The organism is Edaphobacter sp. FHG110511_03, from assembly GCF_059115365.1.
This window is the reverse complement of the sequence record NZ_JBZYWL010000006.1, coordinates 137,628-152,230: the sequence shown is the minus strand read 5'-3', so window position 1 is coordinate 152,230 and position 14,603 is coordinate 137,628. Positions and strand designations below refer to the sequence as shown.

The following is a 14,603-nucleotide window of genomic DNA, read 5'->3' as shown; positions in this document are numbered from 1 at the left end:
GCACTAGACGGCTGCCGCTTTTTTAATCGCCTCTACGACTTCCGACGGCTTCCAGTCGTTGGTGGGATACCATGCGGCGACTTTACCGTCTTTTCCGATCACGACGGTCGAGAGCGAGTGCGTCAGGGTCTTGTCCTCGGCGGGCGTCACTCCCACGGCAAAGAACTCATTCACCTTCTCAAGCTCCTTTGCCGATGGTGCGGCGAAGTCCCAGTGGGTGAATTTTTCCTTCGTATAGTTGCCGGTGTAAGCGCCGCCATAGCTGCGCAGCACAGCCGGAGTATCGTAGGCCGGGTCGAAACTGATGCTGAGCAAATGAGTCTTCTGATAGAGCGCAGGGTCTGTAGCGAGAGCCTTGTCGATCTCCGCGAAATTATGGCTCATGCGCGGGCAATAATCCGCCAGCGGGCAGCGCGTGTAGATGAATGTCGCAACCAGGACCTTTCCCCGGAACTGTTCCAGGTGAATCATCTTTCCACTCTGATTCAGCAGACGGAAGTCGGGAACGTCGTCCCCCACTTGAGGGACGTGATACTGCTTTGCTGGCCTGTAGTCGGGCCGGGCCTGTGCGACGACAACAATGTTGTCCAGCACAGCATCGTGGTATCCACCCTCATCCTGCTTCACATGGATGCTAGCTGTGATGGTGTCTCCGGGATGCAGTTCACTCACAATGCTGGGGTCTTTCAGCTTGTAAGGCATCGTCATCGCTTCCATAAAGCCAGGGACGGCCTCATGAGCAAGCGTCGCATGGGTCGCATCGGTGCTGATGACTTTGCCGCGAAGGGAGAATGTCTTCTCCACGCCTGCCGGCTCCGGGTTTGCGGAGGAAGCACTTTGACGGCACCCCGTAAACGAGACGCCAAGAACGACAAACAGAGTAGCGAAGAGAAAAGCGACAGGCTTGCGGGACACGAGGCAGACTCCTGTATCGATCATACTTGGGCGCCTCGGAGGTGAGCTTTTCCAGCACGATCCGGCGTATAACCAAGAGTGTATGGAAGCGACCGATCTGCCGGTAGAGCTTGTTCAACCGATCGCCGATGCGCTCGACCGCGGGGCCACTGTGGTAACGGCCAATCAACGCGCCGCCCGCACCCTGCGATACGCGTTTGACCAGAGGAATCTTCAAGCTGGACTTTCAAGCTGGCAGCCCGCGGCGATTCTCCCCTGGGACGCCTGGGTTGCGAATCTCTGGCATGGCCTCCTCATCAGGGGAGAAGTTTCAACGCTCCTGCTGAATCGCGCCCAGGAACACAAGCTATGGCGCAGTGTTATCGCTGCGGACGAAGGACTGACAGCAAGCCTTCGATCTCCGGACTCACTGGCGGAGATGGCGGCCGACGCCTGGAGGATGCTGGTTCGCCACAATGGCAAGGATCGCCTACGCACAGGATGGAATAACACTGAGGCCAAGGCCTTCCAAAGCTGGGCAACCGAGTTCGAACGTCGCTGCCGAAGCCAGCGCCTGCTGCCTCGCGCAGCCCTTGAAGATGCTCTTCGAATCTCGCTGGAAGAAGGCCCCCCGCATCTTGCCGAATCGATTGCCCTGGTGGGCTTCGACGAGATAACGCCTGCGCAGAAAAGTTTGGTCGCGGCCTTTGCATCCTCCGGCACGCAAGTGGAGCAGCTTCGCGTCGCGGTGCCTTCCTCGAGCAAGGCACTGACACATGCAGAAGATCCAGCTCGCGAGACTGCTGCTGCAGCACGGTGGGCCAAAGACCTCCTCAAAGAGAATCCCAATACGAAGATCGCCGTCATCGTGCCATCGCTCGAAAGCCGGCGCAGTGCGATCGATCGCATCTTTCGCGAGATCCTGGCGCCCGAGCTTGAAGATATTCAGGCTCCCAACCATGCAGAGCCATATGAGTTCTCGCTTGGCGTTCCATTGTCTGAGACGCCGATGGTACGGGTGGCGCTGGATCTTGCACGATGGTCCCTCACTCCCCTTACGGTTGAACGCGTCAGCGCCTTGCTCGTTTCGCCACTCTTCGCCATGGAGGACGCCGAGCGGAGCGCGCGCGCAGCCTTCGATGCACAAGAGCTTCGCCGAGCGAGGCTCCTACGTCCGGAGATCTCGATAACCTGGCTTATCACAGCGCTGCGCCATTCCCGAAAACGACCGCAGCTCGCCAGACTGCTTCATGCGCTGGAGTCCATGGCCCGCGCGACCGCGAATCCACCCCAGGAGTTGCGCACTCATGCTGCGTGGACAGATCTTATCCGCGAGCGATTGCAGGCAGCCCGATGGGGACGTAATGAAGGCGAAGACAGTGTCGAATTTCAGGCACGCCAGAAGTGGGAGAGCACACTCGACGAACTGGCGACGCTGGATTTTGACGGCGTCCGTGTCACCTTTGCTCAGGCGCTGGGCGAGCTCGAGCGACTGACGCAGCAGACCATGTTCGCGCCTGAATCCCATCATGCTCCTGTTCAGGTGATGGGGCCGCTGGAGGCCGGCGGGAGCAGCTTCGACGCTCTATGGTTCCTCAGCGCTGGTGATTTAGGGTGGCCGTTAAAGAGCGCCGTAAACCCTCTGCTTCCGTGGGCGCTTCAGCGCGATCTTGGAATGCCGGGAGCCGATCCGGCGCTGGAGGATGAACGCTCACGACAGATCACGCAAAGGATCGCAGAGAGCGCATCGCAGGTTGTCTTCAGCTATGCGACGGAGATGCCCGAAGGCGTGCAGCGTCCGTCGCCGCTCTTGCAGTCTCTGCTACTCGAGGCCGTCGCGATCGAACGGATTTCGCCACCTGCGTTCGCGACCGAGAAGACCGAACCCGAAGAGTTTTCCGACCTCACCCCATTACCCCTTGTTCCCGATCAAGCGATTCAAGGCGGAGCGGAGATTCTGAAACTGCAGGCAGCCTGCGGCTTCCGCGCCTTTGCAGAACGGCGTCTTGGCTCGGCCGAGCTTCGCGAGATCGAGCTCGGAATGGATGCGGCGGAGCGCGGCAGCATCGTCCATCGCGTGCTGGAGCACTTCTGGAAACAGGTCCGCTCGCAGGCTGCCCTGAGATCCATGAACAGCGAAGACCGGGCGGAATTGCTGGCGCAATCTATCGAACATGGCCTCCGCCGAGCCGCGGCTGCCAGCACACCGGGCTGGGAGGAGGCTTACGTGGATCTTCAACGGGTCAGGCTGGCGACGCTGCTGAATCCATGGCTCGATCTCGAACTCGAGCGCGAGCCTTTTACCGTCAAGTTCAGCGAGGAAGAGTCCCGCGATGTGCACATCGGCCCCCTGCGGTTGAACCTTCGTGTTGACCGCGTCGACGTCACCGAAGAAGGTGAGATCATTCTTGACTACAAGACCGGTGGGGCGAAGTCAGCGCAATGGCAATCCGATCGTCCCGACGAACCCCAGCTTCCTCTCTACGCAGTGCTTACCACTGCGGCGGAGCCCGAAACTCCGCTCGCCGATGTCGCCTTCGCGCAGATTCGCGCAGGCAAGGACATGGCCTTTGAGAGCTTCCGGCGCAGGATTACAACCGAGAAAGAGACACCGAAGCGTCGAAGCCTCTCTCTGGAAGAGCAACTGGTGGAGTGGCGCAGGGTTCTTGAAGACCTTGCGACGGCATTTCATCGTGGCGATACCAGGGTCGATCCCAAGAGCTATCCCACAACCTGCGCGCACTGCGCCCAACGAATTCTGTGCCGGCTGAATCCGGCAGCCTTTGATGAGGATTTTGATGAAGAAACGCCCTTCGATTCAGGGAATGGGTGAGCTGTTCTCCTTTCCCCCTGAGCCAGAACAACCTGAGACACCCTCCACAGCGCCGCCCGATCGCGGCGAGCGCGAGCGCGCGCTGGATGTCACCCGGTCGTGGATCGTCGAGGCTCCGGCGGGGTCCGGCAAGACCGGCCTGCTGATTCAGCGTTATCTCAAGCTGCTGGCGCTCGCCGGCGTGGAACAGCCCGAACAGGTTCTGGCGATCACCTTCACCGTCAAAGCAACCGGAGAAATCCGCGAGCGCGTCCTCGAACAGCTGGAGCGCGCCGCCGGACCCGACAACACCATCCACGACTTCGAGCGCGAGACACGCGGCTTTGCGCTCGCCGTGCTGGAGCGCGATCGAAACCTCGGCTGGAATCTTCGCGAACACCCACGCCGTCTCAACGTTCGCACGATCGACTCCGTCTGCGCCGAGATCGCACGCAGCCTGCCGGTGCTTTCCGGAAGCGGCTCGCTCAACCCCACGGAAGACGCCTCCTCTCTCTACAGAACCGCTGCCGAACGGACGCTTCTACAGCTTGGCGGAAGCGATGCCGCGCTCAGCGATGCTCTGCGCCTGATCCTTCTGCATCGCGATGGCAACCTGATCCAGGTTCGCGATCTGCTGGCCGAGATGCTTGCCCTGCGCGATCAATGGGGCCGCCTGGTTCCGCTCGGCCACCAAATGCTCGAGGATGAGTATCTCGATCACACAGTTCTGCCGCAGATCGAACATACTCTGGCCGACGCGATCTGCTTGGAGCTGTCCAAACTCGCGCGGCTGATCCCGTCTTCCCTGCTGCAGGATCTCTCCATGCTGGCGGCGGAGATGGGCAGTAATGAGGGATACGGCGGCCAGCCATCGCCGATTGCCGTCTGTGCAGGCGTCTATCGTGCTCCAGGTGACACAGCCGAGGATCTGGAACACTGGCGAGCGCTGGCACATCTTTTGGTAAAACCTACCGGAGGCTGGCGAGCCGGATTCGCCCGCAACCATATCCAATTCGACATCGGGAAACCTCAGGCCGGGCGTCTGCGCGAGATCGTCGACCAGCTTCGCGAGCGAGACGATCTCTGCAAGGCAATCGAAGGCGTCGCCGCACTGCCGCCTGCGAAGTATCCGCCAGATCAATGGCGTGTGGCTAAAGCTCTCTTCCGGGTTCTCTATCGCGCGCTCGCAGAGCTGCAGGTCGTCTTCGCCGAGCGCAGTGAGTGCGACTTCACCGAGCCGGGCCTCATCGCGCGCGCCGCCCTTCGCGAAGGCGCGGCGCTCGAAACTGCCATGGGAACAAATCTTCAACACATCCTTGTCGATGAGATGCAGGACACGTCGACGAGTCAGTATGAGCTGATCCAGCTTCTGACGCAGGGATGGGATGGACGCAGCCAGACCGTCTTTCTCGTCGGAGACCCCAAGCAATCCATCTATCTCTTTCGGCAGGCGCGCGTAGAACGTTTTATTCGCACGATGCGGCAGAAGCGCCTCGGCGAGCTCGAACTCGGCTGTCTGCACCTGACCGCTAACTTCCGCTCCCAGCGCGATCTTGTGCGCTCCTTCAACAACGACTTTGCGCAGCTGTTCCCCCGCAGTTCCGAAGCAGAAGATTCGGAAGAAGTCCCGTACATCGCGGCGGAACCTGTCCGAGGACCCTCGTCGGGAGAATCGCAAAGCATCGTGTGGCACACACAGGTCGCGCCGTATAGGTCCTCAGTAGAAGACCGACGTCGCGACCATCGTCGTCGGGCGCGGCGTGAAGCCATAGAAGTCCGTCGGATCATCGAGCGATGGCGTTCACACCCTTTGTCCATAGGCCGCACCGCACCGTTGAAGATTGCCGTGCTGGTTCGCAATCGAATCCATCTCGCGGAGATTGTGGCCGAGCTGAAGCGCGACGGGCTGAATCCCCCAATTCCCTTTCGGGCAGTCAGGATCGAATCCCTGGAAGAGCGCCCAGAAATTATGGATCTCTTCGCCCTCACGCGTGCGCTTCTGCATCCCGCGGATCGGATTGCCTGGCTGGCCGTCCTGCGAGCGCCGTGGTGCGGTCTCGAGATCGCGGAGCTCCATCTACTCGCGGGAAAGGACGACTCTGAATTCTTCGAAAAAACCATCGAAGAGCTTATCGTGGAACGCGGTCAGGAACTCGGCGAAGAGAGCTGCCAGAGACTGGCGCGGATCTGGCCAGTCCTCCAGGCCTCTCTCAAACAGCACTCCCGCCTTTCGCTGGCCGAATGGGTGGAGCGGACCTGGCGCTCTCTCGGTGGCGATGCACCCCTCAGCGAGGAGCAGAAGAAAAACGCCACAACCTATTTCGAGCTACTCGATGAGTTCGAACGACAAGGCGCGATCGATCTCACCCAACTCCGGCTTCGCCTGCGATCGTTGTATGCTGAACCGTCTGCGGCAGCCGGCGGCGTGGATCTAATGACTATCCATGGCGCCAAGGGTCTCGAGTGGGATATCGTGCTGGTCCCGGGGCTCGAAAAGAGAAGCCGCACCAGCCGCAGCCGCCTGCTCACATGGAATGAGATGACCTCTCCGGACGAGAACTCGGCGCCAGTATTGCTCGCGCCGATCGCAGGCAAAGGCCGCGACTCCGAAGCGTTAAACCTATGGCTCACTCGCATTCAACGATCCCGCGAGGACGCCGAAGCTCGTCGCCTCTTCTATGTCGCCTGCACGCGGGCCCGAGAGGAGCTTCATCTCTTCGCCTCTCCGGAACAAAACCAGGACGGGTCTATCCGGCAAACCGCAGGAAGCCTGCTTCAGGCGGCGTGGCGCGCCGCGGAACCGCACTTCGTCGATACTCAAATCAGCTCCCGCCCCTTGATCGCTCCGGTGATCCCTCTGCCTGCGCCGGTCGAAAGTCGTATTCTGCCAAGTCTTGCGGCGGAAGCCGATGAGCCGAAGACCGCCATCCTGCACCGGCTCCCTTTGCAGTTTCGTCCGGCAAACCGGTTTCAGGATTCAACCACGATCAGCACGCCTTCGAAGCCTGCTTTTTCCGCAGAGAGATTCAAGAGACCGGAGGGATCTTTCGAAGCTCGCGCTTTCGGTACTACCGTGCACGCCTTTCTCGAAGTCCTCTCCACCGATCTCGCCACAGGCTCAACGACAGCGGCGGCGTCAGAGAAGATTGCCGCGTGGGCGCCACGAATTACCGCTCTTCTGCGCAGCCACGGACTCTCGCCGCACGCAGTGGAACAACTTTCTGCTCGCGTGCAGAAAGCGCTTTCCTCAACGCTGCGCGATCCCGCCGGTGTATGGGTGCTGAGCAATCACAAAGACGGCTTCAGCGAACGCGCCCTCACATCATGGCAGGACGAGCTCTCCAATGTGCGCCTCGACCGCGTCTTCCGCGCTGGGCATGAACCTTTCGCTCCCGGCGAAGATTACCTCTGGATCGTCGACTACAAGACCACTCCGTATACCAGCTCTGCGAAGGACGAGTTCCTGGCGCGGGAGCAGGAAAAGTATGCTGCTCAGCTGGAAACCTACGCGCGAACGATGCTCGATACCGTCGCTCCCGCGTCAATTCGCCTCGGCCTCTATTACCCTCTGCTGCCGGGACTTACCTGGTGGGCCCTGGAGTCCGAATGAGCCCAATGCCTATTGGACTGGCGCCGTTGCGTGATGGCGAACATCGGCCCCGCGCACCCAGAAGATGACATCCTCTGCGATGTTGGTCGCATGATCGCCCACTCGCTCAAGGTTACGCGAGATGATCAGGGCATTCAACGACTGCGGCGTCAGCTCCGGCTTCTCTTTGATCAGCGAGCTCAGGGCGTAATACGCGGCGTCATTCATGTTGTCTACCTGGTCATCCATCAGGAAAACAGAATCGGCCATCTCAGCATCGCCTTCGATAAAGGCCTGCAGTGCCTTGCGTACCATCGCCGAGGCCAGTTCCGCGAGCTTCGGAATATCAACCGGAAGATCGATATTCGCGAACGCTCCCATCTCCCGTACCCGCACCGCGATGTTCACTGCCTGATCGCCTACACGCTCCAGGTCGGCATTGATGCGAATGACGGAGAGGATGAAGCGAAGGTCGATCGCCATCGGCTGCTCCATCGCCAACAGGTCGAGCGCCATCTGGTCGATCTCGCGCTCCAGGCGATTGATCGCCGGCTCTGAGTGCAGCACCAGTTCGCAGATGCTCAGATCCCGGGTGCGATAGGCCTCGATCGACCGCTGGATAGCCTGCTCCGCCATCCCCGCCATCACCAGCAACCGCTCCTTCAACTCGTCCAGACTCTGATGGAATTTCACGCGCATCAGCCGAACCTCCCCGTGATGTAGTCTTCTGTACGCTTGTCGCGAGGATTGGTGAAGATCTTATGCGTCGAATCGAACTCGACCAGCTTCCCATTCAAAAAGAAGCCGGTGTTCTCCGCTACACGTGCTGCCTGCTGCATATTGTGCGTCACGATTACGATCGTGTACAGGCTCTTGAGCTGGAAGATGAGATCTTCGATCTTTGAGGTCGAGACCGGATCCAGCGCGGAAGCAGGCTCGTCCATTAACAACACCTCGGGATCGACCGCGAGGGCACGAGCGATGCACATGCGCTGCTGCTGACCACCGGAGAGCGAAGCTCCGGACTTTTTCTTTAGATCGTCCTTCACTTCTTCCCACAAGGCCGCCTGCTTCAACGAGCGCTCCACCGTCTCATCCAGAACGCGGCGATTGCGAAAGCCGTTCAGCTTGAGGCCACTGATCACGTTGTCGTAGATCGACATCGTCGGAAACGGGTTCGGGCGTTGGAAGACCATGCCGACACGGCGGCGAATCTCCACCGGCGAGGCCTCGCGGTAGATATCGACCGCACCCATCTTCACAACGCCGGTTGCGCGCGCAATCGGGTTCGTCTCATGCATGCGGTTCAGGCAACGCACAAAGGTCGATTTGCCGCAGCCCGAAGGGCCGATGAGAGCAGTGGCATGGTTGGCCGGAATATGCAGGTTGATATCCTGCAGCGTGTGGTTCGACCCATACCACGCGTTCAAATCTTCCACTTGAATGCCGACTCCCACTAACTTCCTCCCTTGAGCATGCCGCGATTCGCGAAGATGCGGACGAGCGTCACCGAAACCATAATAAGAACGATAAGCACCAGAGCACCCGCCCACGCCAACCGGTGCCACTCGTCATACGGGGAGATGGCATACACAAAAATCTGCAATGGCAAGGCTGCAATCGGCTGGTTGATATTGAAGCTCCAAAACTGATTGCCAAATGCCGTAAACAACAGTGGCGCCGTCTCACCGGCTACCCGGGCAAATGCCAGCATGCAACCGGTAATAATACCTGGCGATGCAGTTCTCAGGCTGATCGAAACTGCCGTTCTCCACTTCGGCACTCCCAATCCCAAAGCTGCCTCGCGAACTGCGTGAGGAACGGTCGCCAGCATCTCTTCCGTCGTGCGCGTCACGGTAGGAATCATCATGATCGCAAGCGCGATGCCTCCGGCGAAGGCCGAATAATGGTGTTGCGGCTTCACGACCAGCGAATAGATCGCAATGCCCATCACAATGGATGGAACTCCGTTCAGCACGTCGGCGGTAAAGCGGATGGCGTTTCCCAGAAGCCTTCCTCGTCCGAACTCCGACAGATAAACCCCGGCGGCAATTCCAATCGGAATTCCCATGAAACTTGCCAGACCGAGAATGATGCCCGACCCGAAAATCGCATTGGCCATGCCTCCGCCCGCCTCGCCAACGGGAGCAGGAACATGCGTGAAGAACGCCAGGTTGAGAGAAGAGGCGCCTTTGTAGATCAGGTAGAAGAGAATTGCCGCCAACGGTGCGAGAACAATAACCGTCGCCAGGATGGCCAGGCCGGAGACGATGTAATCGGCAGTGTAGCGTCGAAGAACATTCGCACGCGACGGCTTGCGTGGATCGCCCAGCGGCTGTGCCTGAACCGGTTGTGTGCTCATCAGGAGGCCCTCGCTGGCGCGCCGCGCGTCACGGCCCACACCATCAGGCGGGCGATCGCATTGACGACAATCGTTACCAGGAAGAGCGCAAGACCGATCTCGATCAATGCGCTGTAGTACAGATCGCCCGTTGCTTCTGAGAACTCGTTGGCGATAACGCTGGCCAGTGTGTAGCCGGGGGCGAAGAGACTCTTGCTGATGTCAGGATGGTTTCCGATGACCATGGTGACGGCCATGGTCTCGCCCAGCGCGCGCCCGAGGCCCAGCATGACCGCTCCCACAATACCGATTCTCGAATTGCGCAGGACTCCGATGCGGATCATCTCCCAGCGTGTCGCACCCAGCGCCAATACAGCTTCGCGCTGGCTGTTCGGAACCGCCGTCATGATGTCACGTGTAAGCGACGAGATGATCGGCAGGATCATGATTGCCAAAATCATACTGGCCGTCAGCAGACCCACACCGAAGTTAGGTCCCTCAAAGAAACCCGTCCAGCCCAGCGTCTTGACCAGAAAAGGGCCAACCGTGTCGCGCATCAGTGGCACCAGTACGAAGACAGCCCACAGGCCATAGACCACGCTCGGAATAGCTGCCAGCAACTCGCTTAGGAATGAGATCGGCGCCCGCAACGGACGTGGACACAGCTCGGTGAGAAAGATCGCAACCCCAAGCGCCAGCGGCACGGCCATCGCAAGCGCCAGCAGCGACGTCATCAATGTGCCATAGATGAATGGGAGCGCGCCGAAATCCCCGGAGACAGGATCCCACGCCTCGCGCGTGAAAAACTTCCATCCAAAGGCAGCCAGGCTCAGATGCGAGTTCTTGATCAGAATCCAGAAGATAAATAGGACGATGAGAAAGATGGTGCAGGCGCATACGAGCATCAACGCCGCAAAACTCGAATCCGCCAATCGTCCGCTGCCGCGCGAATTCAGAAATTCACGGATCGCAGAGACCGGCTGCGGGGCCAGAGACGGCTTCTCTTCCATTGCTGGAGCCACAGGGACCGCGGTTCTAATGGGCGACGGTGCGCCGTGTTCTCTTTCAATACTCATACGACGGGAGAGAGATCATTCCTGGTCAAAAGGTTCAGTGTGATTGTATCCGGTAAAACAAGGCCGCCGCGCGAACTCGGCATCAAACTCGCGCGGCGGATTTACTTATTGAATCTGGGCGACGGTCTTGCGAACCATATCCTGAACCTGCTTCGGCAACGGAGCATAGCTCAGCCCTGCGGCCTCGGCTTCACCGTGCTCAAGCATCCAGTTCAGAAATCCCTTCAGCGCCTTCGCCTTTGCCGCATCGCTCGAGTGCGTGGGAACCAGTAGCCAGGTGAAGCTGGAGATCGGGTACGAGGTTGCTCCCTGGGCGTTGGTAATCGATACGCGATAGTCGGCGGGCATCGTCTTTACAGCAGCTGCCGCCGCGGCGGTTACGCCATCAGTGGAAGCCTTCACAAATTTGCCCGAGGCGTTCTTCACCGAACCGAAGGCCATCTTGTTCTGCACCGCGTAGATCAGCTCGACATACCCGAACGAATTGGGCGACTGGCGAACCATTCCAGCGACTCCCTCATTGCCCTTCTGGCCAATGCCGGTAGGCCACTTGACCGAGGTGTTCTTACCCACCTTGGTCGACCAGTCCGAGCTTACCTTCGACAGATAATCGGTAAAGATGTAGGTCGTGCCGCTTCCGTCAGAACGGTAGACGGGAAGGATCGGCTTATCGGGAAGATTCGCTCCCGGATTGTCCTTGGCGATACGACCATCGTTCCACTTCGTGATCTTGCCTAGATAAATATCGGCAATAACGTCGCCGGAAAAATTCAGATCTTTGCTGACACCCGGAATATTGTAGACAGGCACGACAGCTCCGAGAACCGTCGGAATATGCTGCGTCTTTACCTTGGCGGCAGAGATCTGCTCATCACTCATCGGGCCGTCGCTCCCACCAAAGTCGACAATTCCATCCGAGACCTGCCGAATCCCGCCGCCCGAACCGATGGGCTGATAGTTAATCTTGACTCCGGCCTGCTGGCTGTATTCGTTGAACCACTTCGAATAGATCGGGTAAGGAAAGGTCGCTCCCGCTCCATTTAGATTTTGTGCGCCGGCTCCGATGGCAGCGATCGCCAACACGCCTGCAGCAAGTATGCTCTTTTTCACACTTCCCCCTCGCAAGTACGTGTGCAGGGTAAACCGCACACACCTTCAAGTGTGAAGGGGGATTGTTAATGGAAGGTTACATCGTAGTGAAACGCCGAAAAACAAGCTAGATAGCGGCAGCATTCACCAAAGGCAAGATGAAAATAAACGTACTTCCAACGTTCAGTTCGCTCTCGACGTGAATCGTGCCACCCTGTGTCTGGACCACATGGCGAGCGATCGCCAGCCCAAGTCCGGTCCCCCCGGACTCCCTCGATCTCGCCTTATCGACCCGGTAAAACCGTTCGAAGATGCGTGATTGGTGCTCCGACGCAATTCCCTGGCCAAAATCCCGCACACGAAACTCGACTCCCTCATCGAGCGGCCTGGCACTCACAATGACTCGACTGCGTTGTTCAGCACGCGATTTGCCATACTTGATCGCATTCTCAATCAAATTGCTCAGCACCTGCACGATCGCATCCTGATCGGCGAAGACCTCGCACTCTGTTGTCGCTCCGACTTCGAGCACGGCCTCCTCGTCCTGTACCAGGCCGCTCATCGCCTGAACAGCATCCTGGACCAGGATATCGGCTCGCACCGCTACAGGGTGCAACTCCTGCTCGGACGACTCGACCCGCGCCATCACCAGCAGGTCTTCCGTGAGCCGATTCATGCGCGACGCGTTCTTGTGTATCGTCGTCAGGAACTCGCGAGCCTGTGGGCTCAGATTCTCCTCATGATCCAGCAACGTCTCTACGTATCCGGTAATCGAGGTCAACGGTGTACGCAGCTCATGGCTCACGTTGGCAACAAACTCCCGTTGCGTCCGCTCCACCTGTTCAATCCGCGTAATGTCGTGCAACACCGCGACGGCGCCGCCTCCAGGCATCGGTGAAGCGGCCACCTCGAAGATGCGTCCCGGCCGCAGTGAGGTCGAGCGCCGCTCGCTCAGCACGCGCTGCTCAAGGGCAACACGCATGCATTCCAGAACCTCGGGATCGCGAATCGTCTGCACCAGGGCATGGCCTATACGGACTGCGCTTGAAAATGCCATCCCCGGAATCAGCTTCTGCATCTTCTGGTTCGTCCACTGAATACGGCCCGCCTGATCGACCGCGACAACCGCATCCTGCATGCTGTCGATCATGGCCTCCAGTTCGCGCCTGCTCTCCGCGGCGTCGGAAAGCATAAGCTCCACGCGGTTTGAGGCCTGGGAGATCGCTTCTGCCAGACCCTCGAAATCGCTGAATTTTGAGTTGAGAACAGGTTGGGTATCCGTTCCAATAGCATCTGCCGCTGTTTTGAAGTGCGCGATCTCACCCCGCAGCCGTCGAGACAATAGCAATGAGATCAAGACTCCCCAGAGCAACACAAGTGCTGCCATGAAGAGCCATCCTATGGACCCCATCGCGGCGACAAAAGCCAGGCCTATCGTGATAGGAAGGAAGAACGAAAGGAATAAACCGCGCGTCACAGCCAACCTCTATGCCGGAACCTGTACCGTCTTTGGAACCTCGAACCGGTAACCAGCCCCGCGCATAGTCTTAAGATACCGCGGGGTCTCCGGATCGATCTCGATCTTTTCCCGGATCCGCCGCACATACACATCGACCGATCGCGGCGTCACAAAACGAGCGTCGCCCCAGACGGCATCGAGCAGATGATCCCGGCTGAAGACCCTTCCCGGATGCCGGGCCAGGTAATCGAGCAGGCGAAATTCGGTGGCCGTGGTCGTCACCAGGTCCCCGTTGACACGAAGCTGCATGGCGCCGGCATCGATCTCAATCGTCTCGAACTTGACGATAGAGGGGGTCGTCGGGCGCTCAAACCGCCGCAAGACTGCCTTCACTCGCGCCACCAGCTCGCGGGTCCCGAAGGGCTTGGTAATGTAGTCATCCGCTCCCAGGTCGAGGCCATGAACGCGATCATTCTCCGCCGCGCGCGCGGTAAGAAAGATGATGGGAACCACGCTCAAAGTCGGGTTCTGCCGCAATCTCCGGCACAGATCCAGACCATCCCCTCCAGGAACCATGATGTCCAACAAAAACAGCGAGGGGGGTTGGCGCTCGGCATCCGGAAGTATCTGCCCTACAGTAAGATAAGGGCGAATTGTGAATCCTGCACTTTCCAGGTGGTATTGCACCAGCCGGGAGATGTCTGCATCATCTTCCAACAGAAAAATCGTCTGACTCAAAGGCTCGACCTCAATCGAATTACGGACGTTTCTAATCGAATTACGGGACGTTTCCGTCTATGAGCTTAGCGCAACACCAGTTCAAACTTTGCTAACGTACGATAAATCGTTGATGACTGTGTTTGGGGAAAATGCCTGCGTATACTCAAAATGGCACCTCTGCTAGACTTGTCCCCTTCGTTCCGACCTAACCTGCGGTTCTTACTGATCGGATGAATTCTATGGTACAGAACTCTCACCTCGTTCTCTGTGTTGATGATGAACTGGTCGGACTCAAGGTCCGAAAAATTCTGCTTGAACGTGCAGGCTATTACGTCCTGACAGCGATAGATGGGGCCAGCGGTCTCTCGCTCTTCGAGAAAGAACCGGTCGATGCGGTGGTCCTCGACTACTCCATGCCCGGAATGCATGGCGGCGAAGTCGCAGATCGCATGCGTCAAATCAAGCCACAGGTGCCCATTCTTCTTCTGTCCGCCTACATCGGACTTCCCACTGAGGTGACCTCACTGGTCGATCTCTACATGACCAAGGGCGAAGGAGCTCCCATACTGCTCCAGAAGCTTGAGAGCTTGCTGCAACAGTCCGTAAGCACGCGGTAACGACAG

General features: G+C 58.8%; 11 protein-coding genes. 3 read left to right on the top strand and 8 right to left on the bottom strand.

The window, feature by feature from the left end; genetic code table 11:
* Nucleotides 1-3: 3 nt before the first annotated feature.
* Entirely contained in the window at nucleotides 4-915 is a 912-nt protein-coding gene (locus tag AC5S26_RS23010) for an SCO family protein (protein ID WP_494187294.1), read from the bottom strand.
* An 82-nt stretch (nucleotides 916-997) separates the two neighbouring features.
* Between AC5S26_RS23010 and AC5S26_RS23005 the strand changes: the two genes are divergently transcribed.
* Together AC5S26_RS23005 and AC5S26_RS23000 are read left to right on the top strand one after the other, a co-directional pair.
* Complete coding sequence (locus AC5S26_RS23005) at nucleotides 998-3,727, top strand: PD-(D/E)XK nuclease family protein (RefSeq protein WP_494187293.1); 2,730 nt, start codon at nucleotides 998-1,000, stop codon at nucleotides 3,725-3,727.
* On the top strand, nucleotides 3,693-7,316 hold the full coding sequence (locus AC5S26_RS23000) for a UvrD-helicase domain-containing protein (RefSeq protein ID WP_494187292.1): 3,624 nt from the start codon (nucleotides 3,693-3,695) through the stop codon (nucleotides 7,314-7,316). The genes AC5S26_RS23005 and AC5S26_RS23000 overlap by 35 nt, the downstream gene beginning before the upstream one ends.
* A 9-nt stretch (nucleotides 7,317-7,325) precedes the next feature.
* Here AC5S26_RS23000 and phoU read toward each other — a convergent pair whose 3' ends face one another.
* From phoU to AC5S26_RS22965, 7 genes are all read right to left on the bottom strand, one after another.
* Nucleotides 7,326-7,994 carry a phosphate signaling complex protein PhoU gene (gene phoU / locus AC5S26_RS22995; RefSeq protein WP_494187291.1) on the bottom strand — a complete coding sequence of 223 codons (669 nt, stop codon included), beginning with the start codon at nucleotides 7,992-7,994 and terminating at the stop codon, nucleotides 7,326-7,328.
* Complete coding sequence (pstB, locus tag AC5S26_RS22990; protein ID WP_494187290.1) at nucleotides 7,994-8,752, bottom strand: phosphate ABC transporter ATP-binding protein PstB; 759 nt, start codon at nucleotides 8,750-8,752, stop codon at nucleotides 7,994-7,996. The genes phoU and pstB overlap by 1 nt, the downstream gene beginning before the upstream one ends.
* Nucleotides 8,752-9,657 carry a phosphate ABC transporter permease PstA gene (gene pstA / locus AC5S26_RS22985; protein WP_494187289.1) on the bottom strand — a complete coding sequence of 302 codons (906 nt, stop codon included), beginning with the start codon at nucleotides 9,655-9,657 and terminating at the stop codon, nucleotides 8,752-8,754. The genes pstB and pstA overlap by 1 nt, the downstream gene beginning before the upstream one ends.
* Nucleotides 9,657-10,646 (bottom strand): phosphate ABC transporter permease subunit PstC, encoded by a 990-nt coding sequence (gene pstC / locus AC5S26_RS22980; RefSeq protein ID WP_494187598.1) that lies wholly within the window; start codon nucleotides 10,644-10,646, stop codon nucleotides 9,657-9,659. The genes pstA and pstC overlap by 1 nt, the downstream gene beginning before the upstream one ends.
* A 171-nt stretch (nucleotides 10,647-10,817) precedes the next feature.
* Complete coding sequence (gene pstS / locus AC5S26_RS22975) at nucleotides 10,818-11,822, bottom strand: phosphate ABC transporter substrate-binding protein PstS (RefSeq protein ID WP_494187288.1); 1,005 nt, start codon at nucleotides 11,820-11,822, stop codon at nucleotides 10,818-10,820.
* A gap of 106 nt (nucleotides 11,823-11,928) precedes the next feature.
* Nucleotides 11,929-13,188 (bottom strand): sensor histidine kinase, encoded by a 1,260-nt coding sequence (locus AC5S26_RS22970; protein WP_494187287.1) that lies wholly within the window; start codon nucleotides 13,186-13,188, stop codon nucleotides 11,929-11,931.
* 99 nt (nucleotides 13,189-13,287) lie between these two features.
* Nucleotides 13,288-13,998: a winged helix-turn-helix domain-containing protein gene (locus AC5S26_RS22965; RefSeq protein ID WP_494187286.1), complete on the bottom strand. Its 711-nt coding sequence runs from the start codon at nucleotides 13,996-13,998 to the stop codon at nucleotides 13,288-13,290.
* A 221-nt stretch (nucleotides 13,999-14,219) separates the two neighbouring features.
* On the opposite strand from AC5S26_RS22965, the gene AC5S26_RS22960 reads away from it, so the two are divergent.
* Nucleotides 14,220-14,597, top strand: a complete 378-nt coding sequence (locus AC5S26_RS22960; protein ID WP_494187285.1) for a response regulator — start codon at nucleotides 14,220-14,222, stop codon at nucleotides 14,595-14,597.
* Nucleotides 14,598-14,603: the final 6 nt, after the last annotated feature.

Coding starts and splice junctions, on each gene's coding strand:
- AC5S26_RS23005 (WP_494187293.1), top strand. CDS start 998: ATGGAAGCGACCGATCTGCCGGTAGAGCTTGTTCAACCGATCGCCGAT.
- phoU (WP_494187291.1), bottom strand. CDS start 7,994: ATGCGCGTGAAATTCCATCAGAGTCTGGACGAGTTGAAGGAGCGGTTG.
- AC5S26_RS22960 (WP_494187285.1), top strand. CDS start 14,220: ATGGTACAGAACTCTCACCTCGTTCTCTGTGTTGATGATGAACTGGTC.
- pstA (WP_494187289.1), bottom strand. CDS start 9,657: ATGAGCACACAACCGGTTCAGGCACAGCCGCTGGGCGATCCACGCAAG.
- pstC (WP_494187598.1), bottom strand. CDS start 10,646: ATGGAAGAGAAGCCGTCTCTGGCCCCGCAGCCGGTCTCTGCGATCCGT.
- AC5S26_RS23000 (WP_494187292.1), top strand. CDS start 3,693: ATGAAGAAACGCCCTTCGATTCAGGGAATGGGTGAGCTGTTCTCCTTT.
- AC5S26_RS22970 (WP_494187287.1), bottom strand. CDS start 13,188: ATGGCAGCACTTGTGTTGCTCTGGGGAGTCTTGATCTCATTGCTATTG.